The sequence below is a fragment of the Peribacillus sp. NPDC058002 genome (assembly GCF_042886655.1).
GTDB classification, from domain to species: Bacteria; Bacillota; Bacilli; order Bacillales; family DSM-1321; genus Peribacillus; species Peribacillus aracenensis.
This window is the reverse complement of sequence record NZ_JBHVQU010000079.1, coordinates 1-18,595: the sequence shown is the minus strand read 5'-3', so window position 1 is coordinate 18,595 and position 18,595 is coordinate 1. Positions and strand designations below refer to the sequence as shown.

The following is an 18,595-nucleotide window of genomic DNA, read 5'->3' as shown; positions in this document are numbered from 1 at the left end:
CGCGGAAAGCGAGCATCTGGAGGGGAAATCAACCACACCACATTACTTGGTAAATAGCAACAAAGTATGCGAAAACAGCCTAAATAATCCACCCGCATGCAATGAAACCAGATTCCGAGGGAACAAATGGTTTTATTATAATTCCAATTGAATCATTGTAACTCCCTTGAGAAAAAAAATCCTAAAAAACCTAAATCAATTTCAAGCTAGTGAATTTTATGAAATTGGTTAAACTAGTGGATCGATTGATTCTTCAAGTTTATTGTGGGAATGTTGACAAAGTCCACTAATTACAATAAAGTATTAGTGGATAAAGTCCACTAAAAAAGGAAGTCAACAATGAATATTAGTAAAAATACCATGGCTGATATACGGCAGTTCAATAGATTTTATACAAATATACTTGGTGTATTGGATAAGCATATTTTGGATACCGGGTATTCCTTCACTGAGGCACGGGTAATTTTAGAAATCGGTTTGATGGAGCAGTGTATAGCAAACAATTTGGTTGATAAGCTGGAAATTGATCGCAGCTATATGAGCAGAATAATTAGCAAGCTGAGTAAAGATGGACTGGTCATGAGGGAAAACTCGACCTTGGATAACAGGACTAGTTTGATTCGGTTGACCTCTAAAGGGATGACTCTTTTTAACCAGCTTAATGAAAGATCTGATGAACAAATAGTGAGGTTATTCCAAGGGTTATCACAAAATGAAATAAAAGAAATCCATGTTTCTATGATGTTCATTCAGAAGAAACTGGATAGTTTGGGGAGAATATAGGATGATACGTTTTGAAAATGATTATACAGAAGGTGCTCATGAGCGAATTCTGAAACGATTAATAGAAACCAATGAAGAACAAACACCCGGATATGGAGTGGATGAGCACTGTGAAAACGCGAGAGCTTACATTCGAAAAGAGTGTGATGCGGCGAATGCAGATATACACTTTTTAGTAGGGGGAACACAAACGAATACAACCATCATCGCTTCAATTTTGCGGCCGCATCAAGGTGCAGTTGCTGCAATTACCGGGCATATCGCGGGACATGAAACAGGAGCAATTGAAGCCACTGGTCATAAAGTGCTTACTTTGCCGAGTGATGATGGGAAAATTCAAGCTGAACAGGTGAAAGAATTATATGATGCTCACTGGAATGATGTTACTCATGAGCATATGGTACAGCCAGGCTTGGTTTACATATCTAACCCTACGGAAAATGGAACGACTTATAGTAAAGGAGAATTGGAAGCATTAAGTAAAGTTTGCCGGGAATGTGGTTTGCCATTGGTATTGGATGGAGCTAGATTAGGGTATGGTTTGGCTTCAAAAGACAGCGATTTAACCTTGGCAGATGTTGCAAGGCTATGTGATGTGTTCTATATAGGGGGAACGAAAGTTGGTGCAATGTTTGGTGAAGCGGCAGTCATCATGAATGATGCCCTCAAAAAGGATTTCCGGTACTTTATCAAGCAAAAGGGAGGATTACTGGCTAAAGGTAGACTATTGGGGATCCAGTTTGAAACCTTATTTGAAGATGGTTTATACTATGAAATTTCCAATCATGCCGTGGAAATGTCAATGATGATTCGAGAAGCATTTGTTGAAAATGGATTTTCATTACGATATGATTCCACATCAAATCAGCAGTTTCCGATTTTGCCTGAAGATGTAATTTTGGAATTAGGCAAAAAGTATTCATTCTCCTTTTGGGAAAAGGTCGATGCTGCACACAGTGCTGTAAGGTTTTGCACTAGTTGGGCTACGAAAAAAGAACATGTTGACATGCTGGTAGAGGATATCAAGGCAATAAAAAGAGAAAAAAATGGGCACGAATAGAGTTATATAGAGAGAATAGATATCTAAAAGAATGTTCGGCAAATATTGTTTCGATACAAGACCGGTTTGTCGTGTTCGATCAAACCATTTTTTATCCAGGGTGCGGTGGGCAGCCTTGTGACCGAGGGGTTATTAAACAAGGTGATGATGAAACCTATAATATATTAACAGTAAAAAAACAGCTGCTAATTGTTATCCAATTAGCGGGTACTTTACTTCATTACCAGGAGCTGATCTAAAGCTCCTTTTCTTATGCAACAAAAGGTTAGCTTTGCTGAAGAAGACCAGTTTGCGTTATGGTATAGTTTATTAAATTTGTTTGTAGTTTTATGGGGGAAATTTAATGTCAAATAAGTTGAAAGATGTAATGGGATTGTTTTTTGAAAAAAGTGAAAGTACAAAACCGTTTACTCTGATTAGATATTTAATGATAATATTAATGGGCTTGAATTTAATATTAGGAATAATAAATGAGTTTAATTTTAATTTCATAAAATATTTATTAATCTTATTAGGGGTTGGTTCAATAATAGACGCATTCGAAAAACTTTTAAAAAAGGAAAATAAGAGCCGGATATTATTTGATTTTGGTGTTGCGTTTGTATGGTTCACACTATTTTTCTTGTATTGAAATGTATGGTGATACAAGCAGGCCTTACTTCAATAAGGAGTTGCATTGGCAGCTCTTTTTTTATGGAGCTAATGCCAGGTTGTTGAGTGATTTTTAAATGAGGATTGTGATCCGAATAAAAAAAACAACCAGTCATATAACGGGCTGTCTTTTGGCATTGGATTCAATTTAGTTGACAGTAAACATCCATGAAATGCCAAATTTATCCTTCAACGAACCGTGAAGTTTCGCAAAGAATGTTTCATGAAGATCCATATGTATAGATCCATCCTCTTTTAATAGGTTCCATGCCTTTCTGGCTTTTTCCTCCGAGTTAAGCTCCACGCTTACAACCACTTTGTCACTATCATTCAATTCGCGTTTTGAATCAGAACCCATAATAAATCCATCTTCTGTGATTCTTAATTGTGAGTATAGAACAAGTTCCTTATCACTCTCTTCAACAGGAAAGTCTGGACTTGAAGGGAGATCACTATATTTTTGCATCGCAATAAGTTCCCCGCCAAATGCCTCCATATAAAGTTTGAAAGCCTCTTCACATTCTCTGTTAAACATTAAATACGGTTTAATCATTTTCATTCCCCTTTGAATTAAAATTGGATTCCTTAGTGATAACTGCTAAAGTATACACGAACATAGGTTCTGTTTTCAAGCGGAAACTTCTAAAACTTACACCTGTATCATTATGTACAAAAATATCATTGTTTTATTCTCCTCGTGCAACATGGTGAAATGGTTTCCATAATTGGAATGTGAGCAAAACTTATAATCATCTTCCACAATCGGGTGCGATCCTGGAAAAAGGTTTAGCGTTCATTTAGTACAACAAAACAAGAAAACCATCATGGAAATAGAAAAGTCCGATTCGCATCCACTTGCTATTCTAGGTTAATTCGAGATAACTAGTTTCTTCATTGTTTTTATTAAAGGCTCTTTTCGTAAAGCTTGTTGTTTTTAAAACTAAACGATTTAAGGTTGATTGGAGCGCAAGTGCGAGACGCCTGCGGGAGCAGCGGGACAGGCTCACCACCCGCGGAAAGCGGGCATCTGGAGGGGAAATCAACCACACCGCTTTACTTGGTAAATAGCACAAAGAATGCGAAAACAGCCTTATTAAAGGGCACTTTAATGGGGGAACGAAAAAAGCCCGATTTCTTTATATAGAAATTGGGCTTTTACTATTTGAATTCATTATCATTGTAAATCGGCATTTTCCTGACGTTAACCAAAAATGATCGTCTATTTGGATATCATTTTTTGTAGTCAATTGTCTTGTGGAATTTTTCTTCCTTTAATCATTGATAAAAAGGAAAAACTGTGGTAAATTTATATAGTTACACAACTTTGTGGGATTTTTGTATAAACTATCCCTATTTTAATTATACTCCATGAAGCCTTTTTCAGTCAACCCCTCTTTTTATTTTTTAAAGTAGTGTTTGATGAACATGGAACTTCACCAGGACCAAGAAAGAGTGTACCGCGCAATTGGTTGATCAGAGAATGATTTGTCTTGGTATTGAGCGATAAATGGGAGGGAAAGAAATGAAACCATATGTACTAGAGTTTCGGGAAATCGATAAAACGCAACTTTTACTCGCCGGAGGAAAAGGAGCGAATTTAGGGGAACTATCGAAGATTCAGGGAATACAAGTGCCAGAAGGATTTTGTGTTACGACAGAAGGTTATCAAAAAGCCCTTGAACAAAACGAAGCCTTCTGCGCATTGGTGGATCAACTAACACGGCTAAAAGTAGAGGATCGAGATCGAATTGGCGAGATCAGCAGGAAGATTCGGAAAATCATCATGGAAGTAGAAATTCCTTCCGATGTAGTGAAGGCTGTTGCTCACCATCTCTCCCTGTTTGGTGATGAACATGCTTATGCAGTGCGTTCTAGTGCGACTGCTGAGGATTTGCCACATGCCTCTTTTGCTGGTCAACAAGACACCTATTTAAATATTATCGGCGTCGATGCCATCATGCAGCATATCAGCAAATGTTGGGCTTCCCTGTTTACGGATCGCGCGGTAATTTATCGTATGCAAAATGGATTTGACCACAGTCAGGTTTATTTATCCGTAATCGTTCAAAGGATGGTCTTCCCACAGGCTTCAGGGATTTTATTTACCGCTGATCCGATTACTTCTAACCGAAAGCTGCTATCGATCGATGCGAGTTTTGGACTTGGAGAAGCATTGGTCTCCGGTTTGGTCTCTGCTGATAACTATAAAGTGCAAGAAGAGAAAATCGTCGATATGAGGATAGCAACCAAAAAATTGGCTATCCATGGACTAAAAGAAGGCGGAACAGAGACCCAGCAGATCGATCCCGATCGGCAAAAGGCTCAAACTCTTACTGATCAACAAATATTACAACTAGCACGCACAGGAAGACAGATCGAAGCTTACTTTGGCTGCCCGCAAGATATCGAATGGTGTTTGGTTGATGATACATTTTATATTGTCCAGAGCCGGCCCATCACTACTTTGCATCCCATTCCTGAAGCAAATGATCAGGAGAATCACGTGTATGTATCTGTTGGTCACCAACAAATGATGACCGATTCCATGAAACCGCTGGGATTGTCCTTTTTCCTGTTAACGACTAATGCACCCATGCGTAAAGCTGGTGGAAGGTTATTTGTTGATGTCACACATATGCTGGCTTCACCTGACAGCAGAAAAATGTTATTAGATGGCATGGGACAACACGATCCGCTCATGAAAAACGCACTCATTACCATAATAGAGCGAGGAGATTTCATAAAACCCTTACCAAATGATAAGGAAGGGCAGGGTTCCGGTAAAAGCAATAAAAGTGTGTCGTCCGCGGATTCTAGGGCACAAATCGAAAACGACCCGACAATCGTTTCTGGTTTGATTAAGAGCAGTCAACTATCGATAGAAGAGTTGAAACAAAACATCCAAACGAAATCAGGATCGGATTTACTCGATTTTATTCTGGAAGATTTCCAGATATTAAAGAAGATTTTATTTGACCCAAAAAGTTCAGCTGTGTTTATGGCTGCTATGGATGCTTCATCATGGATCAATGAAAAAATGAACAAGTGGTTAGGTGAAAAAAACGCAGCAGATACGCTTTCTCAATCTGTACCAAACAATATTACTTCGGAAATGGGTCTGGCGCTATTGGATATCGCAGATGTGATTCGTCCTTATCCAGAAGTAATTGATTATTTACAACATGTAAAAGATGATAACTTTTTGGATGAGATGGTTAAGTTTGATGGTGGACAGGAAACCCAAGACGCTATCCATGATTATCTCCGCAAATACGGAATGCGATGTACCGGAGAAATCGATATTACTAAAACTCGTTGGAGCGAAAAACCATCTACACTCATCCCTATGATTCTCAGCAATATCAAAAACTTTGAGCCTAATGCCAGCAATCGGAAATTTGAGCAAGGGCGACAGGAAGCTTTGAAAAAAGAACAAGAGTTATTAGATCGATTGAAGCAATTACCGGATGGTGAACAAAAAGCCAAAGAAACAAAACGAATGATCAGCCTAGTCCGGAATTTCATCGGTTATCGGGAATATCCAAAATACGGCATGGTTAATCGCTACTTCGTTTATAAGCAGGCATTACTGAAAGAAGCCGAACAACTCTTGCAAGCCAAAGTCATTCGTGAAAAAGAAGATATATACTACCTCACTTTTGAAGAGCTTCACGAAGTCGTACGCACAAATCAATTGGATTACCAGATCATCAGCAAACGTAAAGAAGAGTATAAATTATATGAAAAACTAACTCCGCCACGTGTTATCACGTCTGATGGTGAAATCATTGTGGGTGAGTACAAACGAGAAAATCTGCCAGCCGAAGCTATTGTAGGTCTACCTGTTTCTTCCGGAGTTATTGAGGGAAGGGCACGTGTCATCTTAAACATGGAAGATGCGGATTTAGATGAGGGAGATATATTGGTCACCCCCTTTACCGACCCTAGCTGGACACCATTGTTTGTTTCCATAAAAGGTCTAATTACCGAGGTTGGCGGACTGATGACCCATGGAGCAGTTATCGCGCGTGAATATGGCTTACCTGCGGTTGTCGGGGTGGAAAATGCCACCAAGATCATAAGAGACGGTCAACGAATTCGCGTGCATGGAACAGAAGGGTATATCGAAATAATATAATTCATTACATGTAAACCATAAAAGAAGAGCATTTGCTTTCATGTAGTAACCAAAGCCCCATTTCCCGCCTGCAGCACCGGGAAATGGGGCTTTTTTATATTTCGATTTTAATAACGTCGTAAATTCGCGGTTATCTATTCAAGTGAAGCTATTTTAGCTTGTTCGAATCTCTTGGAGGGGAACTGTTCTGGGGAAATTTGTTTCCGTTTACTCACAATAGCCTCTGGAGTTGGACGCACTCTCTCAGCAAGTCACAAAGCCTGCGTTGGAACGTAGGGCACTCGCTTTTCCCGCAGGAGTCTCGTACCTTGCATTCCAATCAACTTTTTAGATATCTTTAAGACAAAGCAAGAATTTTGAGCATGCGTGAACTATTATTCCTTTATGATATCCAACTCTTTCAGGGCATCAAGTGTAATCGTTTTGGCTTTGCTTCCGCTGCCGTCCATGTTCGTTGCGAAGGCCCATTTGCCTTTGTCCGTTTCGATGTAACCCACATACCAGCCCAATCCCATATCAGAAAGGCGTGTACCGGTTTTTCCATGGAGGACATATGAGTCTGCTTCTTCATTGATCATGATTCTCTTTACGGTTCTCATATGCTGCTTATCGATAGGCAGTTTTTCCTCTACAAGGTTTTCGATGAATTGGACTTGTTCCCGGGCAGAAATCTTTATGCTGCTGTCGAGCCAGAACTGATCGATCCCACCGGAGATATCACGATTGCCGTAATTGATCAGGTTCACATATTTCTGCATGTTTTCCGCCCCGATATCGCGGGCCATTGCTTGATAATACCAGATCACGGAATGCCTCATGGCTGAAGCCAGCGTATGATCTCTGTTCCAATCCTCAAAATCCCTGATTACGCCATCCCAGCGCTTCACTTCATACTCATCGCTCACCGCTTTTGTCTGTAGACCGATTAATGCATTCGCGACTTTGAATGTCGATTCTGGGGTATAGCGTACTTTACTTCTCTTTTTGTTATAGATATATAATTTATCATTTTTTAAGTTTTGGAGAACCATCGTGCCTTCCGCACCATCGAAAGACTCCCCGATATCCAGTTCTTTCACCTTTTGATCGTTTGCACTTGCTTGAATCGTACCCATGGAACCAGTGACTAGCAGGACAAGAATGAAACATAACGTTTTGATTTTCATTACACACTCTCCTTTAAGGCTGGATTGATACATCATCAGAAGTGATTTCCATAAAATAGGTTAATGGATAAAGTATACCTATTCCCGATAAAAAACGAAACCTAATTCTTGGATTCTATCTAGATAGTATCTGTCAAGGAGGAATGCAGCGGCTTGCTAATGAGTGTATAGAGCAAATGCCAGAATGGATAAAGGGAGGAATCTATCATGAGGGTTAACCGAAGAAAAGTAAATAGTAATGAAAAAGAAATTACATACACACATATTGAAAACGGAAGTCCAGCCGTGTGTTTTATGTTTTTAGGTGCGGGGTACACGTATGAGATGCCGTTATTCTATTATTCGACGATGGTGATGCTTCAAAATCAGTATGATGTCGTGCATGTTCATTACGCTTACGATCAGGATATTTTCAAGCATCCATTGGTAGATATAACAAAAGTGATCGTTAATGATATAAATCCCGTCATTACGGAAGTACTTCAAAACCATGAATATCAAGGAACGGTGTTCTTAGGTAAATCACTTGGAACCATCCCCATCATCAACGGAATTATGAAAAGTGAGCGGTTTATGAAAGCCAAAATGATTTTGCTTACGCCCCTATTGAAGTTCGATCCGATTTTTGATGGATTATTGAGCAGCATCATTCAGCACATATAGTTATTTTTTGATCTCCAATCATATGATTTGTACTGGGGAAAACTGGCGGAATTAGCCGCGAGTGCCCGGGTTCCTTTCCCTTAAAGGTAACGGAACATGATAGTGGAAGGATAAAATGTTATATTAAAGGTATTGATGACTAATCATTTGGTTTTAGAAAGGAGAAACCATGGAAGGAACCAATACATTTCATTCAATTGATGAATATATTATACAATTTCCCGAAGAAGTTCAGGAGATACTGCTAACGTTGAGAAAAGTCATAAAGGATGCAGCGCCGGATGCAGAAGAAAAGATAAGCTATCAAATGCCTACCTTTGGTTTATATGGAAATCTGGTACATTTCGCTGCCTATAAAAAACATATTGGATTCTATCCGACCCCTAGCGCAATCACTTCGTTTGAATCTGCTTTAACGGAATATAAATGTTCAAAAGGGGCCGTTCAGTTTCCGCTAAACAAGCCAATTCCTTATGAATTAATAACCGAGATGGTTATATTTAGAGTGGAAGAGAACATAAAGAAAAAAGCGGAAGGCAAATCAAAAAAGAATAAATAATAGAAATGATTATCAGAATTAATCAAATATTCGTGAGATTCAAGACCGAAAGAGAAGGGTGGAAATAGTATGTTCAAAAAATTATTCAGTAAAAAAGAAAGTGTGGAACAGCTGCTTGCTCCTATTAATGGACAAGTAATAAATATTGAAGATGTTCCAGATCCGGTGTTTTCCGGTAAAATGATGGGGGACGGAATAGCGATACTTCCTGAGGAGGGGTTGGTCGTATCTCCAATCGATGCAGAAGTAATCCAGGTTTTTCATACTAAACATGCAATGGGCCTCCGCACAAAGCATGGCATTGAATTGTTGATTCATATTGGATTGGAAACAGTTAACCTTAATGGTGAGGGATTTGAAGTCCATGTCGCAGAAGGGCAAAATGTAAAAGCAGGAGACAAGCTTGTTACATTTGATATCGATCTGATAAAGTCCAAAGCCCCAAGCATCGTAACTCCGATTGTTGTCACGAATGGCGAGCTAGTTGAAAAATTGGAAAAAACAAATAGCACCCAAGCGAATATAAACGAAACACAGATTATGAGTGTTTATTTGAAGTAGGAAGATTTTATGGTGATCTCTCCTTTTATGCTGCAAGCAGGATAATCGAAAAATGCAGCGAATAGTAGGTGAGTGAACAAATAAATCAAGCGAGGGTGAATTGGATGGGAGTTCAAGCGGAAAAGATTTTTGTAAACTTGCCTGTTAAAGATTTGGATGCCTCAGTAGAATTTTTCACAAAGGTCGGCTTTGTGTTTAACGAGCAAATGACCAATGAAAATGCAACATGCATGGTTATCAGCGAGTCCATATATGTCATGTTATTGGTGGAAGATTACTTTAAAACGTTTACGAAGAAGGAAATCCCGAATTCAGCAGCGAGTACGGAAGCCATCGTCGCCCTGTCCGTTAAAAGTAAGGAAGAAGTCGATGAAATCGTGAATAGGGCACTGGATGCTGGCGGAAAGCCTTTCAATGAAGCCATTGATCATGGTTTCATGTACGGTTGGAGTTTTCTTGATATCGACGGGCATTCTTGGGAAGTATTTTACATGGACGAAAGCGGATTTAATCAAAATTAAATGAAATGCAAGACACAGTCCTTTCCGAAGGACTGTGGGCCGCGGATAAAGCCAATCAAATGGGATATCAGCTCATTTTATGCAATACCGATGAGGATTACGAAAAAGAGAGTGAATATATCGATGCATTGATTTCAAATCGGGTGGATGGTGTAATCATTGCACCAACAGGCGATCAATCGATGAAAAATTTAAAGAAATTAATTAAAAACAGGGTTCCATTTACATTGATAGATAGGCAAATTCAAGATGTTTCTTGTAATCGGGTGCTTGGTGATAACTATGAAGGAACGAAAAAGCTTCTTCAGCATCTCATCGATTTTGGACACGAACGAATCGCTATGGTACATGGTCCGCTTACGATCTCCACTTCGAAAGAGCGTTATCAGGCCTTGAAACGCTGAAAATAGATGATTTGACCATCGATCACTCTTTCGTCATAGAGACTCATTACAAACAGGAAAAGCAATGGAACGGTATTGACGGATTGATGAATGTCCCGCCCTCTGAGCGGCCAACGGCGATTTTTGCCGCCAACAATTTCATTGCCATCAAAATTATAAAAAGTTTACGAGAAAAACAGATTAAAGTCCCTGAAGACATTGCCGTCGTTTGCTTTGACGACTTAGAATTATTCTCGGACTTCGATCCTTTTTTAACCGTATCTTCACAGCCTGCTTATGATTTCGGATATCCAGGAACACAATTAGTGATCGAGTGAGTGGATGAAGTCGGTCCTGCCGACTATCGGACGATCAATTTAAAGCCTGAATTGGTAATCAGGAAATCATCTGGAGCTCCTATTAAATAATAGGAGTTTTTGGTTTTGCCAAAGAAAAAGTGTTCAAATAGGTAAATTCAGATTTTCCACCATTGATTCACTGAATTCAGGGGTATGTTCAATATAAAAAGAATAACTATCCTTAGACAGAAATAGTTTCTTGGAGCCATCTGAAAAAGTGTGATCCATTTGTTTTGATAGGTCATTAATAAAACGATTATCGGGTGTACCGAATGTCACCGCCATCTTTGGCGGTAAGGCCTTCATGGCAATAGGAATCCAAGGCCTTAGTTTTGAAACCACTATTGCATGTGCTGTTCCGCTAATGACGAAATTAAATATATCTTGATCTTTTTCCGTTTTCATACCAAAGTGCCTTTTCAGCCACTCTCGTAAGTTTGGTACCGAATCCACAGGGAAGCCAATCTCTCTTAAATAAAGTATTTGTAGCATCCCGGATGCTTTCAGTTCATCCTCATTCACATAACCATGGGCAATAATTTCGAGAAGGTTACCATCTCCATCACGAAAATATAAATTTTTTCTACCGTTCGTTTCGTCCATATACTGACCCTGTTCTTGGCTTAGGACCAATAATCCGGATTGTTGCACAAATGCAGCGACTTCATCAAAATGAGAATAGGGGACTTGAAAAGCAAAGTGTGCTGGAGAAATGGGTTCAAACGCTTCTTTAAAACTTAACGTCGTAAAGGGCGTAAGCTGAAACTGAATAAAGTCTTTAGATTCAAATAGAATGGGAAACTGCAGGTGTTTAGCATAGCATTGCTTTACGCCCTCTATAGATACTGTCAGTAATTCTAAATCCGCGAAATGAGTAATCAAAAATTTTCCCCCTTAAACTTCTAGTTTGCTATATCACCTATTTTTTACTAAAATTATCCATTTAGCAAGCAATACATCGATAGTTTAATTGTTAATAATTAACTATATATGATACTATTGCCTGTAGTTTGTTTTTGTGGGAGAGGTTTGAGATGAAGTGGATTTTCCGTAGTAAATTATTTTATTTATTAATCTTTTTGGTTACTTTGGGAATTGTGCTGGTTTTTAATAATGATAAAGAACCGACTGAGAAATTAACTGAAGATGAATTTTTTACAACTTTAGAAGATGGGAAAGTGACATTTTTAAAGGTGGAGCCACAAAATAGTGTTTATGAAATAAGAGGCCGGTTGGCAGGGTATGAAAAGGATCAATACTTTATCGCATCTGTACCAGATAGTGAAATTTGGCAAGATAGAATGACTCACACCATAAAGGAACATGATATAGAAAAAATAGAGTTTACCCCAGAAAACAAAGAAAGTGGATGGGTCACCTTTTTTACAACGACCATTCCGTTCGTAATCATTTTCATCCTGTTCTTGGTCGTTTTACTATTTACAGTTGTAATAAAAAGATTGAACCGTCCTAGTTAATAATGAAACTTTCGAAGATAAACCTGTAGATTTCGTCGATATATTTCTAATTTCGGAGATAAACCTATAGAATTCGTCGATATTTCTGATGAGTGGTGGCTTCTGCAAAAAAAAAGAAAATGATATTGAAGGTTGCTGAATAGTTTGATAGAATAAAATAAATGAAAAAGACTATGTGCAACTGGCGAAACACGGATAACCGTGAGGGAACACATAGTGTCGTAGCCGTTCGCCTGGGCAGAGGTAAGGGATTTTATCCCTTGCCTCTTTCTGTATATTAATAGATAGTGAAGGATTAAAGTATGCAGATTTTCATGGGCTTAAGAATCCTGTCAGTATTTTGAAATTTCAAAACTATCATAAGCAAAAGAGGAGCAAACAAAATGAGCACATTACTTTTAGAAAAAGTCAAAACGATTAAAGCGTTAAATAATATTGCCGAAAGCGGGCTGAATGTATTCAATAAAGGCGAATTCAAGGTCGACAATAACAGTGAAAACCCCGATGCGATCGTTCTTCGCAGCTTTAACATGCATACTATGGAATTCGGCGATCAGTTAAAGGCAATTGCAAGGGCAGGGGCTGGAGTCAATAATATTCCGGTCGATAAATGCACTGAGCAAGGAATTGTCGTTTTCAATACACCTGGTGCTAACGCAAACGCTGTAAAAGAAATGGTGCTGACGTCATTAATGGCTTCATCTCGTAACCTTTTTGCAGGTGTGGCTTGGACTAAGGCGCTTGAAGGCGAAGGAGAACAAATTCCAAAGCTTGTTGAAGCAGGAAAGAAACAATTCGTTGGTAAAGAAATCAAGGGTAAAACTCTTGGCGTAATCGGTTTAGGTGCAATCGGTGCACTTGTAGCGAATGATGCCCTGGATTTGGACATGGATGTCATTGGGTTTGACCCGTTCATCTCTGTTGATACAGCTTGGAACTTGTCCCGCAATGTACAGCGCGCCATGACAATTGAAGAATTGTTTGCAGAATCTGATTATATTACAGTACACGTTCCATTAACTGACGACACAAGAGGAATGTTTAACCAAGAAACATTCAGCATCATGAAGCCGGGCGTACATATCTTGAATTTCTCACGCGGCGAGCTAGTGAATGAAGATGATATGCAAGCTGCACTTGAAAGCGGAGTAGTAGGCAAGTTCATTACTGACTTCCCGAATGAAAACGTGTTGAAAATGAAAAATGTCGTTCCAATTCCGCATCTTGGGGCCTCTACGCTTGAATCAGAGGAAAACTGTGCCATCATGGCAGCCCGTCAGTTGAAGAACTTTTTAGAAACAGGGAACATCAAGAACTCTGTGAACTTCCCAAATACTTCCCTTCCTTATACAGGAAACCGTCGTGTGGCAACTTTCCACGAAAACGTTCCGAACATGGTTGGGCAAATCACACTGGCTGTATCTGGCTTTAATCTGAACATCGCTGACATGGTTAACAGAAGCCGTGGGGGATATGCATATACGATCATCGACATTGACGGTGAAGTAAACGGCGATATCATTCCTGGCTTGGAAGAAAAAATCAAACAAATCGAAGGCATCGTTACAACTCGCATTATCTAATTTGAACAGGAAGACTTTCTTGCTCAAATAATAAGTGAAAGCCCCAATTCCTTTACGGAGCTGGGGCTTTTTTTACGTCTTGTTATTGGTTTTTGTAATAGAAATGCCAAGTTATTGCGTGTTGAGAACCCAGGGTTTAAAACGAACACATCCTGGCAGCTCCATACATTCAATTGAGATCAAAACATCCTCCATCACGAATTGCTAAGCATAGAAATTCTTCAATCAAAAACCTGTTATGGTTTCACATCCGGATTTTCTTCATAATGTACAAACAACATCAAGTAGATGGCGAATAGAAGATGCAAATAAAGTGGAATATTCTTATCGTTTTGAACGACAACAAATATGTAAATTCCATATAGCAAAATTGGAATGGTTAAAAGGATTCTCAGCTTAGTCATAGGTCATCCTCCCAGTTATCCTCGAATAATAATACATCAAGCAGTTGAGCCACTTGAAAATCATTTTCTGCTATTGCTTTCATTAAACTTGCACAATAATTTTCCTTAAGAACATCTGCTGGTTTCATAGTTTCATCCCCTTAGTTTACAGAATATTCTGTCAATCGTATTACTACAATAGTATGAAGGACAGGGGAAATGATGTCAATCTATATTCCATTTGTACTCATTTTGAGTTAAAGTTGTCTACCAAAATCACTATCTCATATAAATATCTACTTAGTGGGATGGGCAAAAAGGCACATGTCTTTATTCAGAAGACCCCTCAAACAGGATAAGCAATGCTTTCAGTTGAATTGCAAGTGAAAGTGCCAAGGGGTCACTTGGTGCGAACCTGAATCAATATAATCTCCAAATGCTCATCCATCCTGTCAGTTCAATAAGGCGCTTGGTAATTTGCTATCGTAAAAGAATCGTCCCAATGAGATACAGAGACGATTCCTTATGTTAAACACGATTTCTGCACAGCATGATTACCCTATATCAACTTCCCTACAAATTATGATGAAGGATACTCGATGTTAAAAAAACTCCAACAGGAGGTAATTGCTCGGTATAGGCGCTACCGCTAGCAGGAAATTGATTCAAAGGTATATCAGTGGTGGCAATCCAAGACCCAGATTCACCTGCTTGCAGAGAGGGAGGCTTCATGAGAAAACGTCCTTGTAGAATAAAATGCCGAATCCTAATCTGGTTATCGTCAATCATGGTTAAATTGCCAGAGAATGTGGCATAAGGTGAATCAAATGAGATTTGTTTAGTGCTTTCATTCCAAAACCCATTAATCGGAATAGGTATACCCCGAAAATTAATTGTACCCATTACCCTGTTATCCGTAATAGAGTTAATGGAAAATGTACCCAAAATGATCGTTCTGCCAGCTATTGAAGCGTGGATACCCCATACTGATGGGAATGGAAAGCTAACCGAAGCAGTACCCTGTGAAGTTACCAATGCTATGCCCTCCCTTAAATGTTGTTTATGTTCTGAGGAAGCTTCCTTGTTTAAAGATACAATCCAGTATATGCAGCACGGGCAGAATAATCCAATAAACAAAGGTGAAGTATTACATCCCTGCCTGAAAAAAGGATTGAACGGGTGGCGAGGAATGGAATGAAGGGAAAAGAGGTAAATACGGCGAAAGTAATCTATAGAAATGTGTTGAAGAAAAGCAGCACTCTTGAAAAAAAGAAATGGTATAGATCGTAAAAAACTTTAAAGGAGTGACGAATATGCATAATAAGGATTGTTCCAAAAGGTGTCAGTGTTTCATCGTACCTAACTATATTCTTGAGAATTTGGCACAAAATGAAGTGGAAGAAGCACGGATCAGTTTAGCGAAAAGCCGTCAAATGCGCAGGCGCAGAATCTTTAAAGAATATGATATTGACGGTGTTATCGCTTTAACGGATGCAGGATCTGAACGTCAAGGTGAATCAGCCCGACATGTTTACGATTGTAAAGGGCGAACGAAACTCCGGCAGAATGAGGCGAGGAAAGAAGGAGATCGATCAAGTGCAGACCCTGTTGTTAACGCTGCATACGATTATAGCGGAGTTGTGCGTGACTATTTCAAGGATGTCTTGCACCGTAATTCAATTGATAACCAAGGCCTTGATCTCATTCTGAACGTTCATTATGGGAATAAATTCACGAATGCCTATTGGGACGGAGATGAAATGGTATTTGGTGACGGCGATGGGGTCATCTTTAGCAATTTTGCCAATTCACTCGATGTAATTGGACACGAACTGACACATGGGGTTACGCAGTTCACAAGCGGATTGGAGTATGAAGGTCAGTCCGGGGCTTTGAATGAACATCTTTCAGATGTGTTTGGAGTTGCCATAAAACAATTTCACTTAAAGCAAACGGCAGGAGAAGCCGATTGGCTAATCGGTGCTGATATAATGGGGCCAACACTGAAAGGGCAGGCACTCCGTTCGATGAAGGCGCCAGGTACTGCATTTGACAATAAGTTAATGGGTAAAGATATTCAGCCAGATCATATGAAGAACTTCTATAAAGGAGAACGCGATAATCATGGTGTCCATATCAATAGCGGCATACCAAACAAGGCCTTTTATCTAGTATCCATGGAGATCGGAACGGACAAGGCGGCTTTGATCTGGTATAATGCGATGCAGAATTTATTTGCAACGGCGAACTTCAATCAATTCGTGCAAATTGTCATCAAAGCAGCGCAAAAACTCGTTGATAGCGGAGAAGTGCCTGAAACAGCCATAGGAACAATTGAAAATGCTTTTAAAGCGGTTGGATTGCCTGAGTAGTCATATTCCATGAATAGGAGGACTCATCTAACATGCATATCAAATTTAGCTGCATAGGAGGATTTGCCAACCTCGACTTGAATTTCCAGATAGATACAGATGAATTGCCAAAAGAGCAAAAGGAAGAATTGCAGAACTTAATGATGACAGCTGATCTTCCTAATGCTGCCGAAAGCAAAAAAGTAAAAGCGCAAGGATTCGACGCGTTTTCATACCAACTGGATATAGCAGATGAAAAGAAGAATCAGTCTTTCTCTTTTACTGACATAACAGCTCCAGAGGAAGTGCGGCCCTTATTGGATTATTTAAGGAATTTAGCGATTGAAAAAAAGATGGCAGAATAACCACGTCAAAAAAAGTCTATCATCACGATAGGCTTTTTTTGACGTATCTTAAAACTTCACAAAAATGTCATTTCATTTCACTTTTTGGCTGTTTGTTCTCTAAATGGACACAAAATAACAAGGAAATAGCGATCTGAGCAGTAGATTTTAAAAGGAAATTCGAGATTTTTTATAGAGTGAGCCAATTAAACAGGAATGCAGCCACAAAAGGGAAAGAATTTTGATAGAGGTAAAATCAGATTGATTTTACAAAAAATACATAAAATAGGATAATGGTCGCATGGAGGTGAGTGACATATCTGAAAGGAAAGTGCGAGAGACGGAAATAAAAACCCCTAGGTGAGGACGTCCTGGAAGACATCACCTAAGGGCTTGCGAGCAGGAGTATACCTGCCTCTATGTCCAGTATACTCCAAAAAAAATGAATAGGGAAATGGGGAGTGAATGGAATGATGATACGAAAAAACTATTTATTGAATATGGAAACGGTCGGAATGATGGAGCATTATGATTCCAATGGTGTCGAGATGACCACGGTAGTGGAGGGAGAGAACACATTCCATGTTGCCCAACCGCGACAGGAAATCCTGAATAACACGCTAAACCACTTTGGGCTTGATCTGGATGGAGGACTTGCAGCAGCCAAATCCGTGCTTGGCGGTAAATACAGGCTGCCTGTCTGCATAAACGCCCAGCTGGGAATGGTCTGGTTCTCATCCCGATCATTCCGGAAAAGGGGAGGGATCTGGTTTTCCTACATCCATATTAGAGATCTCGAGGAAATGAACGAAAAAGAAACATTGGTCCACACAAACTACGGACATTGCCTTCCTGTAAACTTAAGCAAAAATCAGCTCTCATTCAAAAGGGATCAAGCCTCCTATTTGCAAACGACCTTCCATGAACGCTCATTAGGCAGAAAGACCTTTTATTACGAGCCGGGAAGCGGAATCACCTTTTGCAAAGAACCTGGGGAGGTCCATTACAGAGTGAAAGGGAAGGAATAATTAAATCAATGAGAAGAAGATCGCCGAATTGGCGGTCTTTTTTTAGAAATAGATCAAGGGAGAGCGGGTTTAATTTTAAATATGGAAATATAGTTATTGTAAAAAATGAAATGATACATTATGATTAGTAAAAAGTTAATTTTAGGAAAGGGAGTTCGTATTTTGAAACGATTATTTGCTATTTTACTATCTTTTGGACTAGTTTTGGGTCTCTCGTTTGGCGCGAATGATGTTGCCGGTGCCAAAACAAAGGTGAAGACGTATAAAAACTGTACAGCATTGAATAAAGACTACAAAGGAGGCGTGGCTCGTACATCTTCCGTTAAAAATAAAGGAGGAAAAACGAAATACAAACCTTATGTTTCAAAGGCGCTATATGATGCCAATAAAAAAAGCGATCGTGACAAAGACTTGATCGCTTGTGAGAAATAAGGATTATTCTAAGAGACCTTTTAAAAGAAGGTCTCTTTTTATTTGGCTGTTCTAGCATACTTTGTTGCTATTTACCAAGTAGTGAGGTGTGGTTGATTTCCCCTTCAGATGCTCGCTTTCCGCGGGGCGGGCGGTGAGCCTCCTCGGCGTAA

General features: G+C 39.4%; 23 protein-coding genes and 1 riboswitch. Of the genes, 17 read left to right on the top strand and 6 right to left on the bottom strand.

Annotated features, from left to right (window positions below; all coding sequences use genetic code 11):
- Positions 1-339: 339 nt before the first annotated feature.
- From ACFVSH_RS14865 to ACFVSH_RS14850, 4 genes are all read left to right on the top strand, one after another.
- Positions 340-783, top strand: a complete 444-nt coding sequence (locus tag ACFVSH_RS14865) for a MarR family winged helix-turn-helix transcriptional regulator (protein WP_387603645.1) — start codon at positions 340-342, stop codon at positions 781-783.
- 1 nt (position 784) lies between these two features.
- Entirely contained in the window at positions 785-1,843 is a 1,059-nt protein-coding gene (locus tag ACFVSH_RS14860; protein WP_387603648.1) for a threonine aldolase family protein, read from the top strand.
- Complete coding sequence (locus ACFVSH_RS14855; protein ID WP_387706603.1) at positions 1,840-2,082, top strand: alanine--tRNA ligase-related protein; 243 nt, start codon at positions 1,840-1,842, stop codon at positions 2,080-2,082. The genes ACFVSH_RS14860 and ACFVSH_RS14855 overlap by 4 nt, the downstream gene beginning before the upstream one ends.
- 104 nt (positions 2,083-2,186) lie before the next feature.
- Entirely contained in the window at positions 2,187-2,474 is a 288-nt protein-coding gene (locus ACFVSH_RS14850; protein ID WP_387603651.1) for a hypothetical protein, read from the top strand.
- Between the two features lie 168 nt (positions 2,475-2,642).
- On the opposite strand, the gene ACFVSH_RS14845 is transcribed toward ACFVSH_RS14850, so the two are convergent.
- Positions 2,643-3,047, bottom strand: a complete 405-nt coding sequence (locus ACFVSH_RS14845) for a VOC family protein (RefSeq protein ID WP_387603654.1) — start codon at positions 3,045-3,047, stop codon at positions 2,643-2,645.
- A 969-nt stretch (positions 3,048-4,016) separates the two neighbouring features.
- Here ACFVSH_RS14845 and ppsA point away from each other — a divergent pair.
- On the top strand, positions 4,017-6,632 hold the full coding sequence (gene ppsA, locus ACFVSH_RS14840; RefSeq protein ID WP_387706601.1) for a phosphoenolpyruvate synthase: 2,616 nt from the start codon (positions 4,017-4,019) through the stop codon (positions 6,630-6,632).
- Positions 6,633-7,006: 374 nt separating this feature from the next.
- Here ppsA and blaOXA read toward each other — a convergent pair whose 3' ends face one another.
- The gene (gene blaOXA / locus ACFVSH_RS14835; protein ID WP_387706599.1) at positions 7,007-7,798 is read right to left on the bottom strand and encodes a class D beta-lactamase; all 792 of its coding nucleotides are present in this window, start codon (positions 7,796-7,798) and stop codon (positions 7,007-7,009) included.
- 207 nt (positions 7,799-8,005) lie between these two features.
- Between blaOXA and ACFVSH_RS14830 the strand changes: the two genes are divergently transcribed.
- The 6 genes from ACFVSH_RS14830 to ACFVSH_RS14805 all read left to right on the top strand — a co-directional run bounded on the left by ACFVSH_RS14830 (position 8,006) and on the right by ACFVSH_RS14805 (position 10,823).
- Positions 8,006-8,461, top strand: a complete 456-nt coding sequence (locus ACFVSH_RS14830; protein ID WP_387706597.1) for a hypothetical protein — start codon at positions 8,006-8,008, stop codon at positions 8,459-8,461.
- Positions 8,462-8,630: 169 nt separating this feature from the next.
- The gene (locus ACFVSH_RS14825; protein ID WP_387706595.1) at positions 8,631-9,020 is read left to right on the top strand and encodes an iron chaperone; all 390 of its coding nucleotides are present in this window, start codon (positions 8,631-8,633) and stop codon (positions 9,018-9,020) included.
- A 69-nt stretch (positions 9,021-9,089) separates the two neighbouring features.
- The gene (locus tag ACFVSH_RS14820; protein ID WP_260287038.1) at positions 9,090-9,581 is read left to right on the top strand and encodes a PTS sugar transporter subunit IIA; all 492 of its coding nucleotides are present in this window, start codon (positions 9,090-9,092) and stop codon (positions 9,579-9,581) included.
- Between the two features lie 104 nt (positions 9,582-9,685).
- Positions 9,686-10,102: a VOC family protein gene (locus tag ACFVSH_RS14815; protein ID WP_387603671.1), complete on the top strand. Its 417-nt coding sequence runs from the start codon at positions 9,686-9,688 to the stop codon at positions 10,100-10,102.
- A gap of 5 nt (positions 10,103-10,107) precedes the next feature.
- Positions 10,108-10,506 carry a substrate-binding domain-containing protein gene (locus tag ACFVSH_RS14810; protein ID WP_387706593.1) on the top strand — a complete coding sequence of 133 codons (399 nt, stop codon included), beginning with the start codon at positions 10,108-10,110 and terminating at the stop codon, positions 10,504-10,506.
- An 11-nt stretch (positions 10,507-10,517) separates the two neighbouring features.
- Positions 10,518-10,823, top strand: a complete 306-nt coding sequence (locus tag ACFVSH_RS14805; protein WP_387603677.1) for a substrate-binding domain-containing protein — start codon at positions 10,518-10,520, stop codon at positions 10,821-10,823.
- 123 nt (positions 10,824-10,946) lie between these two features.
- Here ACFVSH_RS14805 and ACFVSH_RS14800 read toward each other — a convergent pair whose 3' ends face one another.
- A complete protein-coding gene (locus ACFVSH_RS14800) occupies positions 10,947-11,726 on the bottom strand; it encodes a VOC family protein (protein WP_387603680.1) in 780 nt (259 codons plus the stop codon).
- Between the two features lie 152 nt (positions 11,727-11,878).
- Between ACFVSH_RS14800 and ACFVSH_RS14795 the strand changes: the two genes are divergently transcribed.
- Both ACFVSH_RS14795 and ACFVSH_RS14790 read left to right on the top strand, forming a co-directional pair.
- Positions 11,879-12,322 carry an ATP-dependent metallopeptidase FtsH/Yme1/Tma family protein gene (locus ACFVSH_RS14795; RefSeq protein ID WP_387706591.1) on the top strand — a complete coding sequence of 148 codons (444 nt, stop codon included), beginning with the start codon at positions 11,879-11,881 and terminating at the stop codon, positions 12,320-12,322.
- A 167-nt stretch (positions 12,323-12,489) separates the two neighbouring features.
- Positions 12,490-12,568, top strand: a riboswitch (ZMP/ZTP riboswitch).
- Between the two features lie 137 nt (positions 12,569-12,705).
- Entirely contained in the window at positions 12,706-13,905 is a 1,200-nt protein-coding gene (locus ACFVSH_RS14790) for a phosphoglycerate dehydrogenase (RefSeq protein ID WP_387706589.1), read from the top strand.
- Positions 13,906-14,141: 236 nt separating this feature from the next.
- Here ACFVSH_RS14790 and ACFVSH_RS14785 read toward each other — a convergent pair whose 3' ends face one another.
- The 3 genes from ACFVSH_RS14785 to ACFVSH_RS14775 all read right to left on the bottom strand — a co-directional run bounded on the left by ACFVSH_RS14785 (position 14,142) and on the right by ACFVSH_RS14775 (position 15,323).
- On the bottom strand, positions 14,142-14,309 hold the full coding sequence (locus ACFVSH_RS14785; protein ID WP_192206401.1) for a hypothetical protein: 168 nt from the start codon (positions 14,307-14,309) through the stop codon (positions 14,142-14,144).
- Complete coding sequence (locus tag ACFVSH_RS14780) at positions 14,306-14,437, bottom strand: hypothetical protein (protein WP_387706587.1); 132 nt, start codon at positions 14,435-14,437, stop codon at positions 14,306-14,308. Before ACFVSH_RS14780 ends, ACFVSH_RS14785 begins: the two co-directional genes overlap by 4 nt.
- Positions 14,438-14,861: 424 nt before the next feature.
- On the bottom strand, positions 14,862-15,323 hold the full coding sequence (locus ACFVSH_RS14775) for a hypothetical protein (protein ID WP_387603692.1): 462 nt from the start codon (positions 15,321-15,323) through the stop codon (positions 14,862-14,864).
- Positions 15,324-15,601: 278 nt separating this feature from the next.
- Between ACFVSH_RS14775 and ACFVSH_RS14770 the strand changes: the two genes are divergently transcribed.
- From ACFVSH_RS14770 to ACFVSH_RS14755, 4 genes are all read left to right on the top strand, one after another.
- On the top strand, positions 15,602-16,660 hold the full coding sequence (locus ACFVSH_RS14770) for a M4 family metallopeptidase (RefSeq protein WP_387603695.1): 1,059 nt from the start codon (positions 15,602-15,604) through the stop codon (positions 16,658-16,660).
- 32 nt (positions 16,661-16,692) lie between these two features.
- The gene (locus ACFVSH_RS14765) at positions 16,693-17,004 is read left to right on the top strand and encodes a protealysin inhibitor emfourin (RefSeq protein ID WP_387706585.1); all 312 of its coding nucleotides are present in this window, start codon (positions 16,693-16,695) and stop codon (positions 17,002-17,004) included.
- Between the two features lie 449 nt (positions 17,005-17,453).
- A complete protein-coding gene (locus tag ACFVSH_RS14760) occupies positions 17,454-18,011 on the top strand; it encodes a competence protein ComK (protein WP_387706583.1) in 558 nt (185 codons plus the stop codon).
- 162 nt (positions 18,012-18,173) lie between these two features.
- Positions 18,174-18,443 carry an excalibur calcium-binding domain-containing protein gene (locus ACFVSH_RS14755; protein WP_387706581.1) on the top strand — a complete coding sequence of 90 codons (270 nt, stop codon included), beginning with the start codon at positions 18,174-18,176 and terminating at the stop codon, positions 18,441-18,443.
- Positions 18,444-18,595: the final 152 nt, after the last annotated feature.

Excerpts from the sequence above, each read along its gene's own strand:
- ACFVSH_RS14865 (WP_387603645.1), top strand. The coding sequence starts at position 340 with ATGAATATTAGTAAAAATACCATGGCTGATATACGGCAGTTCAATAGA.
- ACFVSH_RS14860 (WP_387603648.1), top strand. The coding sequence starts at position 785 with ATGATACGTTTTGAAAATGATTATACAGAAGGTGCTCATGAGCGAATT.
- ACFVSH_RS14850 (WP_387603651.1), top strand. The coding sequence starts at position 2,187 with ATGTCAAATAAGTTGAAAGATGTAATGGGATTGTTTTTTGAAAAAAGT.
- ACFVSH_RS14845 (WP_387603654.1), bottom strand. The coding sequence starts at position 3,047 with ATGATTAAACCGTATTTAATGTTTAACAGAGAATGTGAAGAGGCTTTC.
- ppsA (WP_387706601.1), top strand. The coding sequence starts at position 4,017 with ATGAAACCATATGTACTAGAGTTTCGGGAAATCGATAAAACGCAACTT.
- blaOXA (WP_387706599.1), bottom strand. The coding sequence starts at position 7,798 with ATGAAAATCAAAACGTTATGTTTCATTCTTGTCCTGCTAGTCACTGGT.
- ACFVSH_RS14830 (WP_387706597.1), top strand. The coding sequence starts at position 8,006 with ATGAGGGTTAACCGAAGAAAAGTAAATAGTAATGAAAAAGAAATTACA.
- ACFVSH_RS14825 (WP_387706595.1), top strand. The coding sequence starts at position 8,631 with ATGGAAGGAACCAATACATTTCATTCAATTGATGAATATATTATACAA.
- ACFVSH_RS14820 (WP_260287038.1), top strand. The coding sequence starts at position 9,090 with ATGTTCAAAAAATTATTCAGTAAAAAAGAAAGTGTGGAACAGCTGCTT.
- ACFVSH_RS14815 (WP_387603671.1), top strand. The coding sequence starts at position 9,686 with ATGGGAGTTCAAGCGGAAAAGATTTTTGTAAACTTGCCTGTTAAAGAT.
- ACFVSH_RS14810 (WP_387706593.1), top strand. The coding sequence starts at position 10,108 with ATGCAAGACACAGTCCTTTCCGAAGGACTGTGGGCCGCGGATAAAGCC.
- ACFVSH_RS14795 (WP_387706591.1), top strand. The coding sequence starts at position 11,879 with ATGAAGTGGATTTTCCGTAGTAAATTATTTTATTTATTAATCTTTTTG.
- ACFVSH_RS14790 (WP_387706589.1), top strand. The coding sequence starts at position 12,706 with ATGAGCACATTACTTTTAGAAAAAGTCAAAACGATTAAAGCGTTAAAT.
- ACFVSH_RS14785 (WP_192206401.1), bottom strand. The coding sequence starts at position 14,309 with ATGACTAAGCTGAGAATCCTTTTAACCATTCCAATTTTGCTATATGGA.
- ACFVSH_RS14780 (WP_387706587.1), bottom strand. The coding sequence starts at position 14,437 with ATGAAACCAGCAGATGTTCTTAAGGAAAATTATTGTGCAAGTTTAATG.
- ACFVSH_RS14770 (WP_387603695.1), top strand. The coding sequence starts at position 15,602 with ATGCATAATAAGGATTGTTCCAAAAGGTGTCAGTGTTTCATCGTACCT.
- ACFVSH_RS14765 (WP_387706585.1), top strand. The coding sequence starts at position 16,693 with ATGCATATCAAATTTAGCTGCATAGGAGGATTTGCCAACCTCGACTTG.
- ACFVSH_RS14760 (WP_387706583.1), top strand. The coding sequence starts at position 17,454 with ATGATGATACGAAAAAACTATTTATTGAATATGGAAACGGTCGGAATG.